20 protein-coding genes and 1 pseudogene are annotated in these 20,853 nt (G+C 42.9%); 5 read left to right on the top strand and 16 right to left on the bottom strand.

Annotated elements, in window-relative coordinates:
• The first annotated feature begins 25 nt into the window (after positions 1–25).
• Positions 26–1,264: an AAA family ATPase gene (locus AC5O63_RS19545; RefSeq protein ID WP_494505990.1), complete on the top strand. Its 1,239-nt coding sequence runs from the start codon at positions 26–28 to the stop codon at positions 1,262–1,264.
• On the top strand, positions 1,254–1,757 hold the full coding sequence (locus AC5O63_RS19540; RefSeq protein WP_494505989.1) for a hypothetical protein: 504 nt from the start codon (positions 1,254–1,256) through the stop codon (positions 1,755–1,757). The genes AC5O63_RS19545 and AC5O63_RS19540 overlap by 11 nt, the downstream gene beginning before the upstream one ends.
• A gap of 10 nt (positions 1,758–1,767) precedes the next feature.
• Here the strand turns inward: AC5O63_RS19540 and AC5O63_RS19535 are convergent, their stop codons facing one another.
• The gene (locus tag AC5O63_RS19535; RefSeq protein ID WP_494505988.1) at positions 1,768–2,142 is read right to left on the bottom strand and encodes a regulator; all 375 of its coding nucleotides are present in this window, start codon (positions 2,140–2,142) and stop codon (positions 1,768–1,770) included.
• 238 nt (positions 2,143–2,380) lie between these two features.
• Here AC5O63_RS19535 and AC5O63_RS19530 point away from each other — a divergent pair.
• A pseudogene (locus AC5O63_RS19530) lies at positions 2,381–3,733 on the top strand (ISNCY family transposase).
• A gap of 199 nt (positions 3,734–3,932) precedes the next feature.
• Here the strand turns inward: AC5O63_RS19530 and AC5O63_RS19525 are convergent.
• The 8 genes from AC5O63_RS19525 to matP form a co-directional block, all read right to left on the bottom strand.
• Entirely contained in the window at positions 3,933–4,868 is a 936-nt protein-coding gene (locus AC5O63_RS19525; protein WP_494505987.1) for a DUF1848 domain-containing protein, read from the bottom strand.
• A 57-nt stretch (positions 4,869–4,925) separates the two neighbouring features.
• Positions 4,926–5,621 (bottom strand): class I SAM-dependent DNA methyltransferase, encoded by a 696-nt coding sequence (locus tag AC5O63_RS19520; RefSeq protein ID WP_494505986.1) that lies wholly within the window; start codon positions 5,619–5,621, stop codon positions 4,926–4,928.
• A gap of 192 nt (positions 5,622–5,813) precedes the next feature.
• A complete protein-coding gene (locus AC5O63_RS19515; protein ID WP_494505985.1) occupies positions 5,814–6,452 on the bottom strand; it encodes an alanyl-tRNA editing protein in 639 nt (212 codons plus the stop codon).
• Positions 6,453–6,465: 13 nt separating this feature from the next.
• Entirely contained in the window at positions 6,466–7,092 is a 627-nt protein-coding gene (locus tag AC5O63_RS19510; RefSeq protein ID WP_494505984.1) for a LysE family translocator, read from the bottom strand.
• A gap of 207 nt (positions 7,093–7,299) precedes the next feature.
• Positions 7,300–8,526 carry an HDOD domain-containing protein gene (locus AC5O63_RS19505; RefSeq protein WP_494505983.1) on the bottom strand — a complete coding sequence of 409 codons (1,227 nt, stop codon included), beginning with the start codon at positions 8,524–8,526 and terminating at the stop codon, positions 7,300–7,302.
• Positions 8,527–8,561: 35 nt separating this feature from the next.
• On the bottom strand, positions 8,562–8,870 hold the full coding sequence (locus AC5O63_RS19500; RefSeq protein WP_494505982.1) for a hypothetical protein: 309 nt from the start codon (positions 8,868–8,870) through the stop codon (positions 8,562–8,564).
• Between the two features lie 101 nt (positions 8,871–8,971).
• Positions 8,972–9,283, bottom strand: a complete 312-nt coding sequence (locus tag AC5O63_RS19495) for a DUF3634 family protein (RefSeq protein ID WP_004743224.1) — start codon at positions 9,281–9,283, stop codon at positions 8,972–8,974.
• A 12-nt stretch (positions 9,284–9,295) separates the two neighbouring features.
• Positions 9,296–9,742 carry a macrodomain Ter protein MatP gene (gene matP, locus AC5O63_RS19490; RefSeq protein WP_171325527.1) on the bottom strand — a complete coding sequence of 149 codons (447 nt, stop codon included), beginning with the start codon at positions 9,740–9,742 and terminating at the stop codon, positions 9,296–9,298.
• Positions 9,743–9,913: 171 nt separating this feature from the next.
• Here matP and AC5O63_RS19485 point away from each other — a divergent pair, with 171 nt between their 5' ends.
• Positions 9,914–11,560, top strand: a complete 1,647-nt coding sequence (locus AC5O63_RS19485) for a S16 family serine protease (RefSeq protein WP_494505981.1) — start codon at positions 9,914–9,916, stop codon at positions 11,558–11,560.
• A gap of 91 nt (positions 11,561–11,651) precedes the next feature.
• Positions 11,652–12,170 (top strand): bifunctional 3-hydroxydecanoyl-ACP dehydratase/trans-2-decenoyl-ACP isomerase, encoded by a 519-nt coding sequence (gene fabA, locus AC5O63_RS19480; protein ID WP_004743352.1) that lies wholly within the window; start codon positions 11,652–11,654, stop codon positions 12,168–12,170.
• A 133-nt stretch (positions 12,171–12,303) separates the two neighbouring features.
• Here fabA and rmf read toward each other — a convergent pair whose 3' ends face one another.
• The 7 genes from rmf to pyrD form a co-directional block, all read right to left on the bottom strand.
• A complete protein-coding gene (gene rmf, locus AC5O63_RS19475; protein ID WP_004414030.1) occupies positions 12,304–12,477 on the bottom strand; it encodes a ribosome modulation factor in 174 nt (57 codons plus the stop codon).
• 204 nt (positions 12,478–12,681) lie between these two features.
• A complete protein-coding gene (locus AC5O63_RS19470) occupies positions 12,682–14,334 on the bottom strand; it encodes a DUF3466 family protein (RefSeq protein ID WP_494505980.1) in 1,653 nt (550 codons plus the stop codon).
• A 6-nt stretch (positions 14,335–14,340) separates the two neighbouring features.
• On the bottom strand, positions 14,341–16,257 hold the full coding sequence (locus AC5O63_RS19465; RefSeq protein WP_486786119.1) for an ABC transporter ATP-binding protein: 1,917 nt from the start codon (positions 16,255–16,257) through the stop codon (positions 14,341–14,343).
• Positions 16,235–16,477 (bottom strand): glutaredoxin family protein, encoded by a 243-nt coding sequence (locus AC5O63_RS19460; protein ID WP_239825857.1) that lies wholly within the window; start codon positions 16,475–16,477, stop codon positions 16,235–16,237. Before AC5O63_RS19460 ends, AC5O63_RS19465 begins: the two co-directional genes overlap by 23 nt.
• 10 nt (positions 16,478–16,487) lie before the next feature.
• Positions 16,488–18,611, bottom strand: a complete 2,124-nt coding sequence (gene rlmKL, locus AC5O63_RS19455; RefSeq protein WP_494505979.1) for a bifunctional 23S rRNA (guanine(2069)-N(7))-methyltransferase RlmK/23S rRNA (guanine(2445)-N(2))-methyltransferase RlmL — start codon at positions 18,609–18,611, stop codon at positions 16,488–16,490.
• A gap of 477 nt (positions 18,612–19,088) precedes the next feature.
• On the bottom strand, positions 19,089–19,634 hold the full coding sequence (locus tag AC5O63_RS19450; protein WP_004749467.1) for a cell division protein ZapC: 546 nt from the start codon (positions 19,632–19,634) through the stop codon (positions 19,089–19,091).
• A 196-nt stretch (positions 19,635–19,830) separates the two neighbouring features.
• On the bottom strand, positions 19,831–20,841 hold the full coding sequence (pyrD, locus tag AC5O63_RS19445) for a quinone-dependent dihydroorotate dehydrogenase (RefSeq protein ID WP_494505978.1): 1,011 nt from the start codon (positions 20,839–20,841) through the stop codon (positions 19,831–19,833).
• Positions 20,842–20,853 lie beyond the last annotated feature (12 nt).

The raw sequence follows: 20,853 nt of genomic DNA, 5'->3' as shown, positions 1-20,853 counted from the left end.
AAAACATTTAATATAAGACACAAGTATGATTCGTAAATTCGGCTTTACTAACTTCACTAGCTTCAAAGAGAGTGTTGAAGTTAGCTTTGAGTTTGATGGAAAAACCCCTGATTACATAACCAATGGTAACAATCTCTCTACTGTAATGGGAATTAAAGGTGCAAATGGCTCGGGTAAGACTAATATTTTAAGGGCGTTAGCTTTCCTATCTTATTTTTGTATTGATGGCGCAAGAGAACTTATCAAAGATAAGAACAGCAACAAAAAGCGTTCCCGTATCGCCATCGAAAATTTTTTCAATAACGATGAAGATACCGAGTTTTATGTAGATTTCATAATAAATGGCGTTGATTACACTTACGAGCTAAGCATCAACGATGGTTCGGTTTCTCGTGAATACATTGCGCGGAAGTCGCAAAGAACTGTGGTTCTATTAGAAAGACATTTTAACGAAATTACAGAGTCTGTAAGTAGTCTTAGTGAGTACAAAGGTTTTGAGTTAAAAGAAGACACTTCAGTACTCGAAATGCTCTCTAAATACAAATTCAAGAATGATGTTTCGGAGTTGTTTGATATACAAGGCTTCTTTTATCAGATGATAGTTAACGTCAACATTGATGGTTATCATGATTTTAGATTCGATCTTTATGAAGAGTCAGAAGCTATAGCAGGTAGTCCTGCTATGTGTGAGTTTATGAAAGAGTTTCTCACATCAGCAGATCTTTCATTGCGCGACGTAACAATTGAAACAGGTATAAATACAGAAGGAAATGAGGTTCATTTCCCAGTTTTTCATCACCTTACGAGCGGCAATTCAACTGAGCGCCTTACGTTTGCACAGCAGTCAGACGGTACAAAGAAGCTCTTCTCTGTTTTAGGTGCTTACTTCGCCGTGTTAAGAACAGGTGGAGCGCTTGTCTTGGATGAGTTCGATATACATTTACATGCAAAAGTTCTTCCTCTGATCATAAATCTGTTTTTGGACAATGAAATCAACCCGCTAGGCGCTCAGTTTATATTCACATCCCATAATACTGAGATTATTGACAGTTTATCTAAATACCGAACGTTCCTTGTAAATAAAGATGAAAGTGAGAGCTACGGTTATCGATTGGATGAAATACCGGGTTCTATGATTAGAAATGATCGACCAATAACTCCTCTATATGTAGAAGGTAAGATCGGTGGTATTCCGAAATTTAGGGAATCGAAAATCGTAGATATTATGCGCAGACTTCATAGCGAGGGTGAAGATGCCTCGTAAAACTACAAATACTAGACAGCAAAAATTCTTTGAACAAGCTCCAGAAAACGGTATAGAAAACTCGAACATAGCTGAGCGGAGCTCGTTTAATTTTTCGTACTTTTGCCCTAATAACGGTGGTCAAACTATCGAAGATTGGGGAGAAGAGAACGGTGCCTCGTCTTTAACTAGCTTATGTAAGAAACTAGTTCATTACACAAAAGAACCGCTTTCGTATTGGGAAAATCAGAGAGCTGGAGCTGGAGGCTTGAAAGTTCTTTCTTATTATAACCAGTACCCAGAAGGAACAGAGTTCGAAAAGCCTAACTTCGTACCTCATGACGCTAGATGGGGAAGGTTTCGTCTTGGCAATAAGGTTAGACTAGCTGGATTTTCTATACCCACCCACCTTAATGGCAAATTGGATGATAAAGGACGGCATCTGTCATCAAATACGTTTTATGTAGTCTTTTTAGACAAAGAACATAAATTTTACCCAGTTGAAAGTGACTAAAATAAGGCTCCTATGGAGCCTTATTTAGTTTTGATATAGCCCTAGCAAACCGCAATACTTTGGTCATAACTGGTGCCTCTAAATCTGAGTTTATTTCAATTAAGGCAATTCCAATCAATATTTGTTGTGGAGAAACGCTTTCTCCGGTTGGTAGCTCTAATTGGTTGTTTCTCATTCTAAAACCCGACCACTCTGAAGTTGTACCCAATTCTAAGCGTTTATGCATTCTCATAAGCCTTCTACACTCTTTGGGTATACTATTACCATTATCCCAACCTTTGACAGTTCTCACACTTTTAAAACAAAGTTCGGCAGCTTTTTCAATAGATAAACCGCACTCAAATTCACGAAAAATATAGTTTTTGGTCATTTCGTGATACTTCATGATTCACTCTCTCAAAACCGAAAGAGTTTATAAATCTATAAATTATAGTGATACAAGTTTCATTGAACATAAAGGCGCATAATGCGCACTTAGCATGTAAGAGCAAAGTTGTAATGTCACTTTTTAGCAAAGTTGTAATGTCACTTTTTAGCAAAGTTAAAATGTCTCTTTTTTCGGTTCTGCAGCTAGCCTCATTCTTATGTGAACTTATTTAAGGGACATTGAGATGTTGGTAACTATGAGTGACAAAGACCTTTCACGTTACAAAGTGATCAATGATGTATGCGAACGTCGCTTACGTCGGGCAGATGCGGCCGAGATCCTTAATCTGAGTGAGCGCCAAGTACAAAGACTCATGAACCGCTTACGAGAATCTGGGGCTTCAAGTTTGGTGCATGGTGCTCGCGGTAAGCCAAGTAACAATCGTATCTCCGGGGATTATCGCCAAACTATCTTAGACCTTGTTCGAAAGCACTATGCGGATTTTGCTCCCACATTAGCACAAGAAAAACTGCTAGAACTCCATAACTTACCTGTATCCAATGAGACCTTACGCCAGTGGATGATTGCCGATGGTCTCTGGGTGCCACACTCGCAACGCTAGCCTCGTGTTTACCAACCCCGTTATCGTCGTGACTGTTTAGGCGAACTGGTTCAGATTGATGGCTCGCACCACGATTGGTTTGAAGGACGCTCTGATAAATGCTGCCTACTGGTTTTTATCGATGATGCGACGGGACGTTTGATGAACTTACGCTTCAGCGAAACTGAATCTGCCTTTGATTACATGGTAGCCACACGCGAATATCTGGATCAACATGGCAAGCCAGTGGCCTTTTACAGCGATAAACACTCGATATTCCGTGTCAACCAAGAGAAGCACAAACAAGTTGGTCAAACTCAATATGGACGCGTCTTAAAGGAGTTAGGCATCGAGCTGATCTGTGCCAACAGCTCTCAAGCTAAAGGACGTGTTGAGCGTGCAAACTTGACGCTACAAGACCGGTTAGTCAAAGAGATGCGTCTGCAAGGCATCAATAACATCGAACAAGCGAATGCCTGGCTTCCCTACTTCATTGACGACTTCAATCGACGCTTTGCCAAACCTGCCAAATTTCCCAAAGACTTGCACCGTAACGTACGTGAATCGCCACAGGAACTCGACGATATCTTCAGTTGGCAAGAAATACGTAAGCTCTCAAAATCGTTAACGTTTCAATACGACAAAGTGGTATATCTTATTGAAGATAATGATGAAAACGCGAGATTAGTGCACGAGAACGTCAAAGTGATCGATTACCCAAATGGCGATATTGCCATCCAATACGGCCATCGTAAATTGAACTTTAAAACCTTCGATAAGCTCGATCGCATTAATCAGACTCAGGTGGTCGACAACAAACGGCTGGGCAATGTGCTGAAGTTTGCCCAGCAAAAACAACAAGAGTTTGAACAGCAACAGAAACGAACCAGAAGTAAAAAGGCGCCCGCACGCAAAGCGCAACAGCGGGCCCTTCAAGAGCAGTTACGTACCATCAATCCGGTGCTCACCGACCCCGAGTCATTCCAATCGTCCAGCAGCAAAACCTAACTCTCCTACTCCTTTACGGTCAGATTTAAGGACAATTCTATCTGTGAGCATAGAGGACATTTTAAAATAGGATTGACATAGCAAGTAAACCCAAAGCGATAATGTCCTAATATTTCTAAGTGAATCTGTCCCATGTTTGCTTGGAGGTTTTAGAATGTTAATTTACTCCAACTACTTACCACTTCTTAAACAGCCACAGCTAAAAAAGTTCTTGCTGGATTATGGGTTTACTTAATAAGTGTTTGTCGACGTCTTCTGTGCCACCGAGCAAAAACGGGCTATTCGGATCGTGCTTTAATCGGTTCTTCTGTATAGATGCTTCACTGTATGTTGCGTAACAGTACTTGCAGCCGTGTAAGCATGTGTTGTAACTACCAATATCGATACTTTTCACGCAGCCACATTCGGTTCTTTGGTTTGGGTCTTTTCGATGCGCTGTATCGATACCAAATAAATGCTTGAGCAGCTCATCATCAATGCACTTACTAGGTTGAATACCGATATCCGTGAGATCTATGCCTTCAGCACAGGTTTCAATGGCTAGATTATACTGCTGACAAACCTCTACCATAAACATGCACAGGTCGTTCAGTTCACCTTGGTTTGCGGTTAAATCGCGATAATTTAAACTGGGTACCGACTTCAATCCGCGTTCGGTCTTCGTATACAAATCAACGAAACTTATCACCACTTTACGTGTTTTTCCCGCTAACAGGCTCGCTATTTTGTGGAATTTTCTTTTGTGCTCACTAATTGGTGTCAAATTGGAAACAAGTATGGGATCGTAACGCCAGATTATTTTCGATGGCCCGATAATGTCGCTTAAACGCACAAACGTTTCTATTGATTGATAAGTGCTCGGCAAATGCCCTTCAAGCGCTTTGGGATATCCTGTAATGGTATATTGAAAGTAATAGTTAAACTCGGAAAGCTTTGGCAGGTGTTTGATTAGCGGCTCTGCATTTCTCGTCCAAAATACTATTGCGTCTACATCTTGAGGTTCAAGAGAAACACGCTTTATCTGACTTGCGTTAAAGGGGTTTCGAGTCAGTAGAAACCCCTCGCGAATGCGATTTATAAACCAGCGATGATAAAATGCAGGAATGTCCGTCCTTCTACTAGCACTTATAATCATTGCAGATGACCACCTAAACTTTGACTAGCCCCTTATTAAAGGATAAGCACTGAGCGGCTATTTTTCGCACCTAAAGAAAATAAAGTTCGGGTTGCGCTTAAGGTGTTGGTAGGCCTCTTCAGAGATCGCTTTCGCACGCTCATCAACTTCGCCCTCTGAGATCTTTGAAATAACTAAACCAGAAGATGTGACAGCATCACTTATTTCAGTCAAAGATCGACGATAAAAACTCACTTCTACAGGATCGCCAACAGTGTTCCAATCTTCAGTCACTCGCTCACGCTCAAAGTAGTTACCGCTTGTTGTGCATTCAAAATCCGCAAATGGATGGTGAGTCGAGAATACTATGTAACCACCGGGCTTAAGAACGCGATAAACGTCTTTAAATACCACGTTCAAATCTTCGATGTAATGCAGCACTAAAGGACAAACGATGATATCTGCACTGTTGCTCGCTTCATTGGGTAGCCCTTTTGATAGATCTTGCACATAGGCTTCTAGGCGAGCACCGTATTCAGACTTAACAAGGTCGATCATTTCAGCAGAAAGATCCACACATGTTAGGCTTGAGACTCCATGCTCTAAAAACCATTGGGCGTAAATTCCAGAACCACATCCCATATCCACCACAGCTTTGCCTTTCACACCCCCTAGCAATGCAAGTGTGGATGGCCTTTCAAGAAATGCATTGTAGATATTACCCTTTACCACTTCGCTGTATTTGAGAGCGTGCTTGGTATACATCTCAGACATGATTTACTCCGACATAGCAAGTTAACAACAAGGTTTATAGACACCAAATCAGTAGTCAATAACACCTTTGCATAAAACTCAAATTGTCTCAGAATGCGCAAGCCTGCGATACAGCTGAGAAGAGGTTTTAGATGATTTTATGAGTAATTAGAAACTCATCTCACTGGCAAAGCGCCCCTTAACATAAACGCGCTATACCAGTGTAATTTCCACTCTTTCTTTACCCTTTCCTACATTCTTACGTTTGAGGCGTATATGCCCTACTTCTGAGGTTCGTTTCAAATGTGTCCCCCCGCATGGCACTTTGGCAAAGCCTTCAACTTGCCAATAACGCCTCTCGCTTTCAACATTCTCAAAATCACTGACTATCGGCAGCCCAGAGTCGATTAAAGCTTGAGATTTCAAAAGTACATCAGGCAACAGTGTATTTAGGCTTTCGTGCCATAAAAAATCAATACGGCTCTTACTTTGACCAATATGAGCACCGATTTTAGTTATGCTTGGGTAAGATTGTGTGAACACCTCAAGTACCACTTCCGCGGCAAAGTGCAGCTTCATTAGCGCGTATCGTCTTGGCCAATCAATCTGACTATTGACCAGATCACCAGAATCAAAATTGGGATCGGAAGCTAGCGTATAGACAATATCTTTGCCGTGCTTTTCCGCTTTAATCACCTCAATACCATCTATGGTTGCGAAATCACTTTCTTGACCACCTGACTCAGCATAAATTATCGTGTCGGCTAGCTGTACTTGATTGGCTTTGACCGAACTCACCCGAGAAGTAAGCTCGGTTAAATAAGGATCCTGCCAAAAAACTTTGTTTGTCATCTGTACTCGCTCTTTAGCGTTGTTTCATAAACGCAACCGTAAGACCAGAAGCAATAAACGTCACCCCTGCCCCAATATTTAAGCCAGAGACCATTCTAGGCTTATTGCGAAGCCAATTGGCTAACTGAGAAGAGAAAACACCCATCAAGCTAAAGCCTAACGCTGTAAGGAGCGCAAACCAAGTGCCGTAACCCACCATTTGAACGGTAACTGACCCTAAGGTTGGATTGACAAATTGAGGGACGAACGCAAGCACAAACAAACCCGGCTTTGGGTTGAGTGCGGCCGATAAAAAACCAGTGAGAAATATCTTTGAAAGCGGCAGTTTCTTTGCGAGCTCAAGAGAGAACAGACTACGAGAGCGCAACACTTTTATTCCGAGCCAAATCAGATAACCCGCTCCCACTATTTTGACGGCGTAAAAAGCGAGTTCAGATGTTTGTATGAGTAGTGTCAAACCGAAGGTAGCGGCTAGAACATGAAATAAGATACCGGTTCCCGAAGATAAACCAGATACAATGGCTGCCCACCGGCCTTGACTTAAACCTCGACCAATAGCCAGTAGATTATCAGGGCCTGGAGAAATGACTAATAATGTGCAGGCTAATGTATACGTGACAAACACCTCAGCGGGAAACATGGACACTCCTTTGTCGAATATTTTTCAAGCAAAACCTATCCTTACATGAATCGTAATTGCGAGCAAACCCACTCCATAAGAGACACTGTCACTTGTTGAATAAATACTGTTCTAAAGGATATACTCCTGATTTCTACCTTTTTCTGAGTTAAATATGTATATGGTATAAAAATACAGTTAGTTATAGTGCATTAAATAATGCTAATACTATTTTGATAACCCAACTCGTCCGGGATTCAAGTCTCTGATCGTTTGCAAGGCATCTGGCGGCATTTGAACGTTCGCAAACCAAAAAGGTTTGTGTTTTTCTATAAAAGCGTTGCTTCGATCTAAAGTGTCGAACATCGCATAGGCCTGAGCTTGAGCCAACGCAACCCCTGCGTCACTTCTCTCTATAACAGGCACGTTGTTAATATCTTCCTCAAGTGCATTTCGAATAGGAATGGTAAAGGGGTTCCACTCAATTGCCTCTAACACTTTGCGTGTAAGAGTGGCCTCTAGTTTATGAATGATGTGAGGCAAGACACTTAAATCTGGGCGCACCTCGCCACACGCGTAATACTCTTCACGCAAGTTGTTTTCCCGATACCATTGCATTTTTGCTACTTGCGCATCTTCGAACAGTAAACTGAAGTGGTTAACTATAGCGAAGTGGCTCATGGTTCTTAACACGCCAAGTAGAATCCCCTGTTGCGGACATTTCAATCCGGATTGTTCCAGTCGAATTCGAGTCACGTTTGCTGTTAAAACCATATGTTGCCACAATTTGGGAGCAATGTTCTTAGTCACTGGGTCGTGCCATTTGAGAATAGGCTTTACCATTAAGATCGGAAGTAATAGCCCGCAGTTGTCTATTCCTATCGAACCTATTGCTATTTTGGGGTCTTGAATGCTGCGTGGAGAACGACCTATTCGTTTGCAGAATTTGGGGTTATTCACCAGATCAACGACATTCGATTTCAATTGGTTATCGTTGGTGGTCAGCACTGCAAGCTTACTAAAAGTTAAGGATGGCGAGTACGCAATACTAGAGAAGTAGGAGAAATCTGGAAATCGCCCAAACAGTTGAAGGACAGACATCGCTTCGAGCTTTTCACAAATATATCGTTGCGCGTGCTCTGCAATATCAGACACCACAGAAACTAGGATCTTTTGTCGGTCTTCTACCGCTTGCCGTCGCTCTTGCACCTTCTCTTTTTCACATTCAAGCAGCAAGCGTTGATTATGGGTAATACGCTCCTCTTCTTTTAAAATAACGCTATCACAGAACTCGGTTTGGCGACTCAACGTACTATCAACATCCGATTGATCGAGAATGTACTTTAAGCTCACTAACCACTTAGCATGACGCTCTCGTGTCATGTGGGTGATCTTTTGAGCTAAAGCGTTCGCTTCCTCATTATATTTCTTGTTAGTGATCAGTGAGCTTTGCATGCTTTAGTCGCTTAACGTCATCCATTAATTACAAACTAGTTTTCGATGTGTAATCGGATGTATTTCTCTGGAATAACATAGGTAAAGCGTTGACCTATACGCAGCGAATTTTTACTCAATTTACACAGTTGATAGTCGCCCGTTGACGAGACTCTTTTAACTATAGCCACTGAATCTTGATGGGTCATCTCGATAAACAGATCGCAATAGCCGTGCAGATCTTTGTTACTGATTTGCTTTTGAATTATGACTTTAAGTTTTTGAGCCAAAGGGTTTGACTCTGCATCGTCAGCGACTGCTGGCAAACTCAATAGAAACAAAAGAAAAATATTGATAGATTTCATAGGTTACCTCCGAGCTCAAAGTAGCAAATCGCGTCTTACTTTGAGCTTGAAGATAGCTGATTTTGGGGAGAGATGATGGACGGTAGCAACTGATAAGTATATCAGCCAGTATGTTTCTTCCCTTTACTGCGAAAACCTTGATGCGGGAACACATTACGGATTCGTTGTTGCACTTTCTTTGGCACCTGTTTAGACATAACGAGCTTAGTGCCAGTGCGCTGTTGATATACCTTTAACTCGCCACTGAAAGGCGTGCGTTCTGCAATCTCCACCACATTATGCTTAAAGCTCGGTGGAAAGTGCCCTTTTTCGCGAGTAATTTTACCGTCAGAAAACGTCACTTTTAGAACAGGCCTATCAACCGCCACTAACCAAAAAATCACGATAGACGCGATAAGAATAACATACAGCATAAACTCTCCTTGTTAGTCGAGTAACTTAGTTAAATCTTCCTTCAAACTGCTTACGGCTTTACTTGCTTTTTCACTACGAGACGCTTCAGACAGCAAGTATTCAATTGCATCTGATAATGTACAGCCAAGCTCATTCGCTCGGTGGGATAACTTTTCCCAAACGCGATAGTCGAGATCTATCGACTTTTTCTTCGTATGAATTTGCTCAGCGTTAAAATGACGTTTACGTTTAGCACGAATGGCTTGCTTAAGCTTGTTATCAAGCTCAGGCGACATGTGACTCTCAATCCACTCCAGAACTTTCGTTGGCTCGTGTTCTAACTGGCGAAGCTCGTTGACTGCTGCATCCGCCTCACTCGTATCAATATGACAAGTGATCGCTTCACCCGCCTTCCATTTATTGATCAAGTAATTCCACTTCCAACCACACTCTAAGTTTTCAAGCTGTTGATATTTCATTGCAAAGCCATTCCGTTAACGTTTTAGGTGACAGCGTAACCCTAAGTGATAAAAGTTACAATCCCCATTGTAATCGAAAAGCGATCAAGATCATCAGATAAAATTACCTATATCTCCCGATGGGGTTTTTCTATATAATTTTCATCCATTTTAAGTACATGAACTGATTTAATGAACCAAGAAAGCTGGCACGCTGTCACACCACAATATTCACAATTTGACGCACAGATCCAACGATTCGACGAACTGGATAACGTTGATTTCTTCGATATTCAACCACGACTTAAGCAATCATTGGAAACGTTAAGTGCGATCAAGGGCTTTAGCCGCTTACTTATCATTAATTCCACAGACAACTCGTTCTACCGCGATCTTATTAAAGATGGACTGAAAAAGTTTATTGGTCAAAAGCCTGTCGCTACCACTGAGTCTTTGAACATAGCGACGCTTTTGGGCTCATACACTTGCGACGACAAGGGTGACATTGTCACTTCTAGTCATGGTCTACTTGAGCAAGCAGACGGTGGCTATCTGGTGATTCCCGCGACATTGTTGCTCGCTAACCCAGCAAGTTGGCAAACTCTAAAGTCCGTTCTTTTAGGTCAAGCCGTTAGCCCGGTTAACGCCAATCCACAAAAGATCGCCACCTGTCTACCAGCTAAAACTTATGACATCAAAATCGTCTTAGTTGGTGATCGTCACCAAATTGCAGACTTTGAGTACTTAGAACCTGAGCTGTATACCGGACTCGCTATGTTTACTGAGATTGAAGATGAGTTCGCGGTAAGCAGTCAGACTATCGAACAATATTTAGGGTTTCTTGCGTGGCTCATTAAGAAATATGAGCTACCTACTCTTTCATTTGGCGCTATACACCGTTTAATGAATGCGGGAGCGCGTTACACCGAAGATCAAAACTACATGCCTATCGAGGTTCTTTGGTACCTTTCTCTGTTTCAAGAAGCGTTACTCACATCGAATAACAAGGTACTTTCCGAGCAAGATCTTGAGCAAGCCCTAGATGCCAAATACCATCGCGAAGCCTACCTGCCAGAGCGTGCACTGTCAGACATTACTGACGGGCAAGTCATCATAGAAACGCAAGGCGAATGCATTGGTCAGGTAAACGGCCTTACTGTTATTGATGTCCCAGGTCACCCGATGTCTTATGGCGAGCCTGCTCGAATCTCATGTGTTATCCACTTTGGTGATGGCGACATCTCTGACGTTGAGCGCAAAGCAGAGTTAGGCGGCAATCTGCATGCGAAAGGCATGATGATCATGCAGGCATTTGTTAGTAGTGCATTGCAACTTGATGAGCCTCTACCATATTCGGCTTCCGTCGTATTTGAACAATCTTATAGTGAAGTCGATGGTGATAGCGCGACTCTGGCAGAACTTTGCTCCTTCGTTTCTGCACTCTCTGAATACCCTATCAATCAGCAAATTGCTGTGACGGGTGCTGTTGACCAGTTTGGTCGCGTGCAAGCCGTTGGCGGTTTAAATGAAAAGATCGAAGGTTTTTACCACGTCTGTAAGCATCAAGGTTTAACTGGCGAGCAAGGCGTTGTTTTACCTAAGTCAAACCTCAAACATTTGTCGCTTAATAAAGACGTGGTTGAGAGTATTAAGAAAGACGAATTCCATATCTGGTCTGTATCGACTGTGGACGAGGCAATTCCTATCATTATGGGTAAGCCTTTCCGCGGTGAAGATGAAGAAAGCGTTATTAGTAAAATAGCGCAACGTATTGAAAACTTTGAAAGACACGAGCACCCGCAAGGAATTGTGGAGCGCATCAAAAACTGGTTCGTTTGAACAAAATTTCGCTCATAAATCGACTGATCGGAGTTGTTTAGCGTACACGTGTTCACTAACATGCTGCTATCAAAAATCGGAGTAATTGATAATGCAAAACAAACGTGATTCTTATAACCGTGAAGATCTTCTAGCGTCTAGCCAAGGCGAATTGTTTGGTCCTGGTTACCCTCAACTACCTGCGCCAAATATGCTGATGATGGATCGCGTCACTAAGATGTCTGAGACTGAAGGTGATTTCGGTAAGGGTCTGATTCTAGCTGAGCTAGATATTACTCCAGATCTATGGTTCTTTGACTGTCACTTCCCTGGCGACCCAGTAATGCCTGGCTGTCTTGGCCTTGATGCAATGTGGCAGCTAGTGGGCTTCTTCCTTGGCTGGGTTGGCGGCAAAGGTAAAGGTCGTGCTCTAGGCGTTGGCGAAGTCAAGTTCACGGGTCAAATCCTGCCTACAGCGAAAAAAGTGACGTACGAAATTCACATGAAGCGCGTAGTTAACCGCAAGCTAGTGATGGGTCTTGCTGACGGTCGTGTTCTTGTTGACGGTAAAGAAATTTACGTAGCGAAAGATCTTAAAGTTGGTCTTTTCCAAGATACATCTGCTTTCTAAGCATACTGTACTTTTCGAAAGCGACTCACTTGAGTCGCTTTTTTGTAACCAATATATTTAGTTATAGTGCATTATATAACAACTTAAAAGCCCCTTTCGGGGCTAAGTTCCTTTGTTGTATGTGGAATGAGTGTTATTTGTAGAGACCAGAGTGTTTATCTTCTCTGGCATCGCGCCAACCACCAAGCCAATAAGATCGAGCATCCATCTGTTGGTATGGACATGCCTCCATAGAGCGACCATTCAGGCCTGCTTTATATCCTTGAGATTGAGCTCGCTCTAAGCGGTCACGCTTTTGTCTCTTCATAGTGTCGTCCTCATACATAAAATGTTTCTTAACGTACTACTTTCTTAACCTGCCAACAGCGATCTTTGTAAGATCCCGATAGCCGATTAATGTGAAGCTTTTATGGCTTCCCAATTAAGATTCGATCAAAAGAACGGTGAATTCAAGCTAAAAAAAAGGCACAGATTCAAAACTGTGAACCTGTGCCCTTGTTTACAATTTAACCTATTTTCTACGGAACCCTAGCATACCTAATACAGTCAATACCAAAATTCCTAAACTACCACCCTGACGCTCAACCGTAGTTTGAGTCACTGGGCGTGGTGTAATATCGTTAGCCGTTCTGCCTGAAATAGGAACTAGCTTAACACCAGCCAAAGATGCACCTGCTGTACACTTAGCGTCGATAGCCGTACTATCAAAACCACCGGCACAGTAATATGCGGTTGCAGCAATCACGCCCGCATCATTAATATCAGCCGCCTGAATAATACGGAACTGGTTATTGTCAGCAATACCGTTCGTTAAGTCATCTAAGTATCGAGCTTGTCCTCCGATTGGTGCGGCTGAACCTGGAACTGTTCCTGGCGCAGTTCCTAAATTAGTAATGAAGGCTCTTTGAGCACGGGGCTTACCATTAGTTTCAGCGTGCGTTTCAAGATCAACAGTACCAACAACATCGTTATGATTGTTAATATTACCCGCTAGACCATTCGCCCCTTCAAAGAAAATCGAGCCAGAAAAGGCTTTCTGTACAGGAGAATCTAGGTCGTCTACATAGAATAAGGTATTTGCATAAGCACCGTTTAGAGCGCGTCTTAGCTTGGCGGTACCGATAGCAATTTTGTTGTCATTTACCGCTTGTAAAGTCTGATTAGCATATTCCGATGTATCATATGGGAAACCGCCAACCAATGTTCCAGTGGTCCAGCTACTGCCACTGTTTACTGATTTAAACACAGCTGCTTTTAGCCTAACTTCACTATCTGATGTATAACCTACAGCATACAATGTAGTTGGAGTTGCACTGTCTTCAATTATATCCCTAACACTACCTTGAGCTTTAGAGTTTCCGTTCTCTGTTCTATTGCCCTGCCAATTAATTTCTGTCGATAAAGGGGCACTATTTCGCCAAATAGTAGGTTTAGAAGTCGAAATTATTTTATTGTTTACCTCTACGTTATCGCGAACAATACTTCCGACAGTAAAAGTGCCAGCTGTTAGAGTTTTCTGTGTCCAGTAGTTAGCTGAAATAATTTCAGTGTCTGATGTAGTAAAATCAGTCGCGCCAACAAAACCCTTTAAGCTTCTATAGCTAGTAACAGCGCCATCCTGTGTACTGCCAACTGCTTTTATAGATCCGTCATCAATAACTGAATTAACTACCGCATTTTGCGACTGTACTTCAGTTGCCGTACCATTGCGATTAACATCAAGATAAGCAATAGAGCTATCATAATTGCCACCCTGCTCCCTTGCATAACCGTTGGTATACTGCGCAGTCGCCCAATTTTCACAAAGGGTATCTGCATAGCCTAGATAGTCTCGGCAGTAGCGTTTGAACCCATCCCAATTATCATCGAGATAATCCCAACCAAATGGCAAGAAAAATGGAGCTTCATCTCGCAAGCTAAAGCCTTCGCGGTAACGCTTAACTTCTGTCGCCATAACAGAAGTCGTGCTTGTACAGGATTGATCCCAACAAGTATTACTTGCACTCACGACAGTTTCTGGCGAAATCGCTACACCATAAGTTTGCTTATCTGTACTTGCCCCCTCTGGAGCTTCCAAATACACATTATAAAGAGCCGCATTAGCTGCGAATGAAGCAGCAACCGTTGCCGCTACTGCTGAAATTTTAAAAATCTTGCTACTCATTAGTTGTTAACTTTCCTGTTGCATTGCTTCGAGCTCTTCCCAGCGTTCGAAGGCAATTTCAAGCTCCTGCTCTGTAGCAGTCAGCTTATCTAATACGGGTTGCGTTTGCTCTACGGGTTTTGAAAAGAAATCAGCGCTGTTTACTTGCTCTTGTAAGCTTTCAATGTCTGCTTCTAACTCTTCAAGTTTGGCTGGCAATGCTTCTAACTCTCGCTGCAGTTTATAAGATAACTTCTTAGGCTTGTTCTTTACTGCCGCGGTTTTGGGAGTTTCCTCAACCTGTTTAATGCTTTTTGTTGGTTTTTCAGACGCGCGAGCCTTCTGAGTTTGAATGCGTTGCTGCTGCGCATCGTGATAACCACCAACAAATTCCTCAATAACGCCTTCACCTTCAAAGATCCAACTTGTCGTTACTGTGTTATCAACAAACTGACGATCGTGGCTGACAAGTAAAAGCGTACCCTGATAATTGGCAAGCAAATCTTCTAAAAGTTCCAAAGTTTCGATATCTAAATCGTTGGTTGGTTCATCGAGCACCAACAAGTTGTTTGGTCTTAGGAAGATTCGTGCAAGCAATAGGCGGTTTTTCTCGCCTCCAGAGAGTGCTTTAACCGGAGTACGAGCACGCTTAGGCGCAAATAGGAAATCTTGCAGATAGCTCAACGCATGACGCTGACGGCCACCGACCATGACTTCTTGCTTTCCATCAGCTAGGTTATCAATCACCGACTTTTCAGGATCAAGTACTTCACGGTACTGGTCAAAATAAGCCACTTCAAGCTTAGTACCACAGTGAAGCTTACCTGATTGAGGCTGAAGCTCATCTAGCAACAGTTTAAGTAATGTACTCTTACCACAACCGTTCGGACCAATCAGTGCGATGCGGTCACCGCGCATGATATTGAAAGAGAAATCCTTAACAATCGACTTACCGTCAATGTCGTAGTTGATGTTCTTCGCTTCGAACACGATCTTGCCTGAGCGTGACGCATCATCAATCTGGATATTTGCTTTGCCCTGCACTTCACGGCGATCACTTCGCTCTTCTCGTAGTTTCTTAAGCGCACGTACGCGCCCTTCGTTACGTGTGCGTCGAGCCTTGATACCTTGACGAATCCAAACTTCTTCTTGAGCAAGCTTTTTATCAAATTCTGCATTCTGCATCTCTTCGACTCTTAGCATCTCTTCTTTGTCGACTAGGTAGTTGTCATAGTTACCTGGGAAAGAAGCCAATTTGCCGCGATCGAGATCGACAATACGCGTCGCCATCGATTTGATGAACGCGCGGTCGTGAGAGATAAAGATAATCGAGCCACGGAAGTCTTTGAGGAAGTTCTCTAGCCATTCAATCGTCGTAACATCAAGGTGGTTAGTTGGCTCATCAAGTAATAATACGTCTGGATCGCGAACCAGTGCTCTCGCAAGCGCTGCTTTACGCTGCCAGCCACCAGAAAGGTCGGTCAGTTTAGTATGACCATCGAGCTTAAGCGCAGCGAGCACGTTCTTGATACGGTCTTCAAAGCGCCACGCACCAGAGTGTTCAAGATTTTCTTGAATACGTGCCAGCTTATTGATGTTCTGCTCTGATGGGTCAACCGCAATCAGATCGAGCTGATCTTGATAGATCTTAATCTGCTCGCCGATTTCCGCCAGTCCACCAGCAACATAATCGAACACTGTGCCTTCTTGGTTTCTTGGTGGATCTTGCTCTAAGCGTGAAACGACAACATCTTGGGTAACCGTTAGTTTACCATCATCAAGTACCACCTCACCGGCAAGCACTTTCATTAACGTGGATTTACCCGCACCGTTTCTACCAACCAAACAAACGCGTTCATTCTCTTGCAATGCGAAATCTGCATTATCTAGAAGAGGATGATCACCATAGGCCAGTAATCCATTATTTATTGTTAGTAATGCCATTTTCGTCTAACCAAAGCTGTAATTGTTGTAAATCAAACGGCCAATTAAGCTCGTTACCTTGATAATTCAGCACCGGAATGGTGACGCCGTAACGAGAAAACAATTCATCGTCGAAAGCAATATCGACAATCTCGACCTGATGAGAAATATTGAGCTGTTTTGTAAGGTCAAATGCCATCTCACAGAGATGGCACCCTTCTGTACTGTATAAAGTGATCACGTGTGACCTACTATTCCTTGTGAGTCAAAACCCAGCAGTTATGAATGTGTTTATTGCGAGAAAAGTCCATTGGTAAAGTTTGGTGTGAAATATTCTTCGCAGTTAAACCAAGTTCATCCAAACCTTCCATATCCATCTTAAAGTGACGCTTATTGTTTGAGAACACGATCGTGCCGCCATTGCGAAGCAAACGCTTAAGGTTCTTCATTAACTGAATATGGTCACGCTGCACGTCAAAGCTTTGTTCCATACGCTTAGAGTTGGAGAACGTTGGCGGATCGATAAAGATTAGATCAAATTGTGCCGTTGAGCGTTCAAGCCACTGCAGGCAATCTGCTTGCTCGAATCTATGCTGACGGCCAACTTGACCATTCAGTTTCATGTTCTCTTTGGCCCACTCTAGATAGGTGTTCGACATATCAACCGTTGTGGTTGATTTAGCGCCACCACAAGCGGCATGCACTGTGCCAGATCCGGTATAAGCAAACAGATTTAAGAAGTCTTTGCCTTGAGCCATTTCGCCGATTTTACGACGAGTAATCTTATGATCTAAGAACAGACCTGTATCGAGGTAGTCATGCAGATTTACTTTAAGCTGCACACCATATTCATGCACATTGAGTGTTTCAGACTCTTGAGACAGCTTTTGGTACTGTGAACGCCCTTTCTGCTTCTCACGGACTTTAAGTACAACTTTATTCGCTTCTGTACCCGTTACTTGAATAGCTGCGCGAATGATATCCGTTAGACGACGCTTCGCCTTTTCTTCAGGGATATTCTTTGGTGCCGCGTATTCTTGGATTACAAGGTGATCGAGGTAAACATCAATCGCAACATTGTATTCCGGTAAGTCGGCATCATAGATTCGGTAGCAATCGAGCTTCTCTTTACGCGCCCATTTACCAATTTTGGCAATGTTCTTCTTCAAGCGGTTAGAAAAATCAGGTGCAATTAGTGATTCAGTGACATTGTCACCTTTATTCTCTACCGGACGGTCACTAATAGAATAATTCTTCTGGTGACACGGTAACGCACCATTATTCAGTTTGAACTGTTTGTCTGCACGCATGCGCAAACAGCTTAGAAGCTCATCAGAGCTAGAGAAAATAGACGCTTGGCAACCACCGAACTCCGTCTTCAGCTGAGCACCAAATGTCGTGTACAGAGCAATCAAGCCAGGATGAGTACCTAAACGCTCACCATATGGTGGGTTTGAAACAATAACGCCCGCTTCAAACTCTTGAGGACGCTTAACTTGCGCGGCATCACCAAGGTTAAATTCAATCAGAGAATCAACACCTGCACGGCGCGCGTTGTCTTTTGCGGTTTTAAGCACACGCGCGTCGTTATCAAAGCCGAAAAACTTAGTGTCAACTTTTTTGACACCCCGTCTCGCCTGTACTGCCGCTTCCGATTTAATCTCGGCCCAAAGCTCAGGTTCAAAGTCTTCTAGAGACTCAAAGCCCCATTTCTCACGATTCACACCAGGTGCCATGTTTGCCGCCATCATGGCCGCTTCAATCAACAGCGTACCTGAGCCACACATAGGGTCTAATAGTGGTTTATCAGCGCTCCAGCCACTACGCAGGATAATAGCAGCTGCTAGCGTTTCGCGAAGCGGCGCACGACCAGATTCTGGGCGATAGCCACGTTGATGAAGGCCGCCACCCACCATATCGACACCAAGAATCGCTTTATCACGATGCAAACGAACATGGATGCGAAGATCGGCACGATCTTTACTGATCGACGGTCTTGGTAAGTTCTTTTTCTCGAAACTATCCACTACGGCATCTTTCACTTTCATTGCGCCGTACTGGCTATTGCGGATTTCACGGTTAGTACCATTGAAATCAACAACAAACATCTTCGAACTATGGAATTGATTGACCCAGTTCACTGAAGACGTTGCTAGGTAGAGATCCATATCATCGTTACAAGTGAACTCAGATAGCACACGGACGAAACGCGACGCTAAGCGACTCCATAAGCAACAACGATAAATTTGCTCATTTGATGCTTTAAAGCGTACCCCTGCTTGAACAGGTTTGGCATTAGTGATCCCTAGCTTAGTTAACTCTTCAACCAACAAGTTTTCCAAACCGTTGGACGTAACCGCAAGATATTGATGCATAGTGGTGTTTTAATTCTGTAGAAAATGACCCCGCATTATACCTGACTCCAATAGTTATCGTTAGCTCAATCAGTTAAATCCCCCATTTTGTCGTTCAATTGAATGAAATATCGACACTTTCATACTTCGTTGTTCGATTTCAAATACTGCAAAACATAAAAACCTATTTCTACCAAGTAATCGGCTCTAAAAGCGAAGTGAATACTAATTCACATTCATTTTGGTCTATACCAATGGCGTATTTTCATGTAATTAAGTTACAGAAAAGACACAAAAGAGGAATAAACCCTGCTTTTCTAGATTCAGTGGCTATGAAAACATGGAAATTAATTGTGCTATGTGATGATAATTTGAACGTATCTCACAGATGAGAATAAAGCTGAGGAGCGTTAGTCGGCTCTCTTTAGCCGAGTTAGGGGCAAAAAAAAGCCAGCAATTATGCTGGCGGGAAATGAAACAAAGGAACGATAATTTGGGTTAGCCCACCAATGCGATTGGTTGGGCGTGAAATAGATGATTCGCTACAGTTAGTCTATCGTGCATCACTTTAATCGCTTGTCCAAATTGGAGCGATTTAGAACCATTGAGCTCGAAACCGTCTAGTGAAACAGATGCGCACAGGCTGGCACACTCACCTACCTCTAACACAATAAAAAAGCCTTCGCTCAGGGAGTTCGTTAGACGTATCAAGTCGCCTTCTTCTGGAGCAATCTGGCCATCCGATAGACAGTCGAAAAACCAACTTTTCGGCTGAACAGGTTTATGAAAACGCTTCGCGGCAACACAATACAATGAGAGCTCTGCTTGTCTTGGCTCACTCAGGCCAAGTAATGCGATTTGTTCTTTATAGGTTTGATAGGCCGAAGCATCATCTACTGAGAATTCATTAACGCCAATCGCGCAGTCGACAATCAGCTTACGAGGAAGGTTGGTCTTAAATACCATATCATCACCCAGATCGAGCATAAGGTGCCCTTCTGAGTCATCATAGTACCAAGTCCATTTGTCACTGGGTTTAAGCATCGTTCCATCTCTGAAATTTGATTTGAAGTTAGGTAAAACGCTTAATTACCTTTCCTAGCAATAATTGGATTTTATTAGCTAATAGGCGAAAAAAAAGAGGAAATGAAAACTCATTTCCTCTTGATATCAATCAGTTTTAATTAGAAATCTATCGTGTGACAATGTCACACCTATTGGCTTTCTATTTTAGTATGACTTAGATGTTTTTGACGATATCACGTACGAGTGCTGGGCCGTGGTAAATAAATCCAGAGTAAACCTGTACTAACTGCGCACCCGCCATCATTTTTTCTTTAGCAGCAACGTAAGAATCAACGCCACCTACTCCAATGACTGGAATTTCATCTTTAAGCTGTTCATGTAGACAACGAACTACTTCAGTACTCCTGGTTTGAACAGGACGTCCACTTAAACCGCCCGCCTCGTTCGCATGCTTCATACCTTCAACGATTGAGCGATCCAATGTTGTGTTGGTGGCGATAACTGCGTCGATCTTGTTTATAAGCAGAGAGTCACAGATCTGTTTGATCTCATCATCACTAAGATCCGGAGCGATCTTCAATGCAAGAGGAACATATTTACCATGCTTTTCAGCCAGTTCCGCTTGTTTCGTTTTTAGCTCTGACAGCAGTTCATCCAAAGCTTCACCGTATTGCAGTGAACGCAATCCAGGAGTATTTGGCGAAGAAATGTTAACGGCGATGTAGCCTGCGTACTGATATACCTTCTCCATACAGATCAAGTAATCTTCCGCACCTTTTTCGATTGGTGTGTCTTTGTTCTTGCCGATGTTAATACCAAGTACACAGTCGTATTTGGCTTTTTTGACATTTTCGACAAGGTTATCGACACCTAGGTTGTTGAAACCCATGCGGTTGATAATGCCCTCTGCCTCTACAAGACGGAATAGACGTGGTTTGTCATTTCCTGCTTGTGGACGAGGTGTCACTGTGCCGACTTCAACAAAACCAAAGCCCATAGCATCGAATGCTTCAATACACTCGCCGTTTTTATCCAGACCAGCCGCGAGGCCAACTGGGTTACGGAAAGTTAAACCCATACATTCGACTGGACGATGAGGAAGTTGCTGACGGTAAAAAAGATCAAGTGGAGTGCCGGTAAAGCGCTTGAAGTTTTGAATTGCGAGATCGTGTGCCTTTTCGGCATCGAGTTGGAAAAAGCCTGTTCTGGCTAGACGGTAAAGCATTGTGCCTCCGAA

Source organism: Vibrio sp. SCP2, assembly GCF_059295395.1.
The sequence above is the reverse complement of the archived record's forward strand: the minus strand, read 5'-3'. Positions and strand labels throughout refer to the sequence as shown.

Coding starts and splice junctions, on each gene's coding strand:
- AC5O63_RS19515 (WP_494505985.1), bottom strand. CDS start 6,452: ATGACAAACAAAGTTTTTTGGCAGGATCCTTATTTAACCGAGCTTACT.
- AC5O63_RS19540 (WP_494505989.1), top strand. CDS start 1,254: ATGCCTCGTAAAACTACAAATACTAGACAGCAAAAATTCTTTGAACAA.
- AC5O63_RS19450 (WP_004749467.1), bottom strand. CDS start 19,634: ATGCTTAAACCCAGTGACAAATGGACTTGGTACTATGATGACTCAGAA.
- AC5O63_RS19525 (WP_494505987.1), bottom strand. CDS start 4,868: ATGATTATAAGTGCTAGTAGAAGGACGGACATTCCTGCATTTTATCAT.
- AC5O63_RS19470 (WP_494505980.1), bottom strand. CDS start 14,334: ATGAGTAGCAAGATTTTTAAAATTTCAGCAGTAGCGGCAACGGTTGCT.
- pyrD (WP_494505978.1), bottom strand. CDS start 20,841: ATGCTTTACCGTCTAGCCAGAACAGGCTTTTTCCAACTCGATGCCGAA.
- AC5O63_RS19535 (WP_494505988.1), bottom strand. CDS start 2,142: ATGAAGTATCACGAAATGACCAAAAACTATATTTTTCGTGAATTTGAG.
- AC5O63_RS19520 (WP_494505986.1), bottom strand. CDS start 5,621: ATGTCTGAGATGTATACCAAGCACGCTCTCAAATACAGCGAAGTGGTA.
- AC5O63_RS19505 (WP_494505983.1), bottom strand. CDS start 8,526: ATGCAAAGCTCACTGATCACTAACAAGAAATATAATGAGGAAGCGAAC.
- AC5O63_RS19485 (WP_494505981.1), top strand. CDS start 9,914: ATGAACCAAGAAAGCTGGCACGCTGTCACACCACAATATTCACAATTT.
- AC5O63_RS19500 (WP_494505982.1), bottom strand. CDS start 8,870: ATGAAATCTATCAATATTTTTCTTTTGTTTCTATTGAGTTTGCCAGCA.
- rlmKL (WP_494505979.1), bottom strand. CDS start 18,611: ATGCATCAATATCTTGCGGTTACGTCCAACGGTTTGGAAAACTTGTTG.
- AC5O63_RS19465 (WP_486786119.1), bottom strand. CDS start 16,257: ATGGCATTACTAACAATAAATAATGGATTACTGGCCTATGGTGATCAT.
- rmf (WP_004414030.1), bottom strand. CDS start 12,477: ATGAAGAGACAAAAGCGTGACCGCTTAGAGCGAGCTCAATCTCAAGGA.
- matP (WP_171325527.1), bottom strand. CDS start 9,742: ATGAAATATCAACAGCTTGAAAACTTAGAGTGTGGTTGGAAGTGGAAT.
- AC5O63_RS19510 (WP_494505984.1), bottom strand. CDS start 7,092: ATGTTTCCCGCTGAGGTGTTTGTCACGTATACATTAGCCTGCACATTA.
- AC5O63_RS19545 (WP_494505990.1), top strand. CDS start 26: ATGATTCGTAAATTCGGCTTTACTAACTTCACTAGCTTCAAAGAGAGT.
- AC5O63_RS19495 (WP_004743224.1), bottom strand. CDS start 9,283: ATGCTGTATGTTATTCTTATCGCGTCTATCGTGATTTTTTGGTTAGTG.
- fabA (WP_004743352.1), top strand. CDS start 11,652: ATGCAAAACAAACGTGATTCTTATAACCGTGAAGATCTTCTAGCGTCT.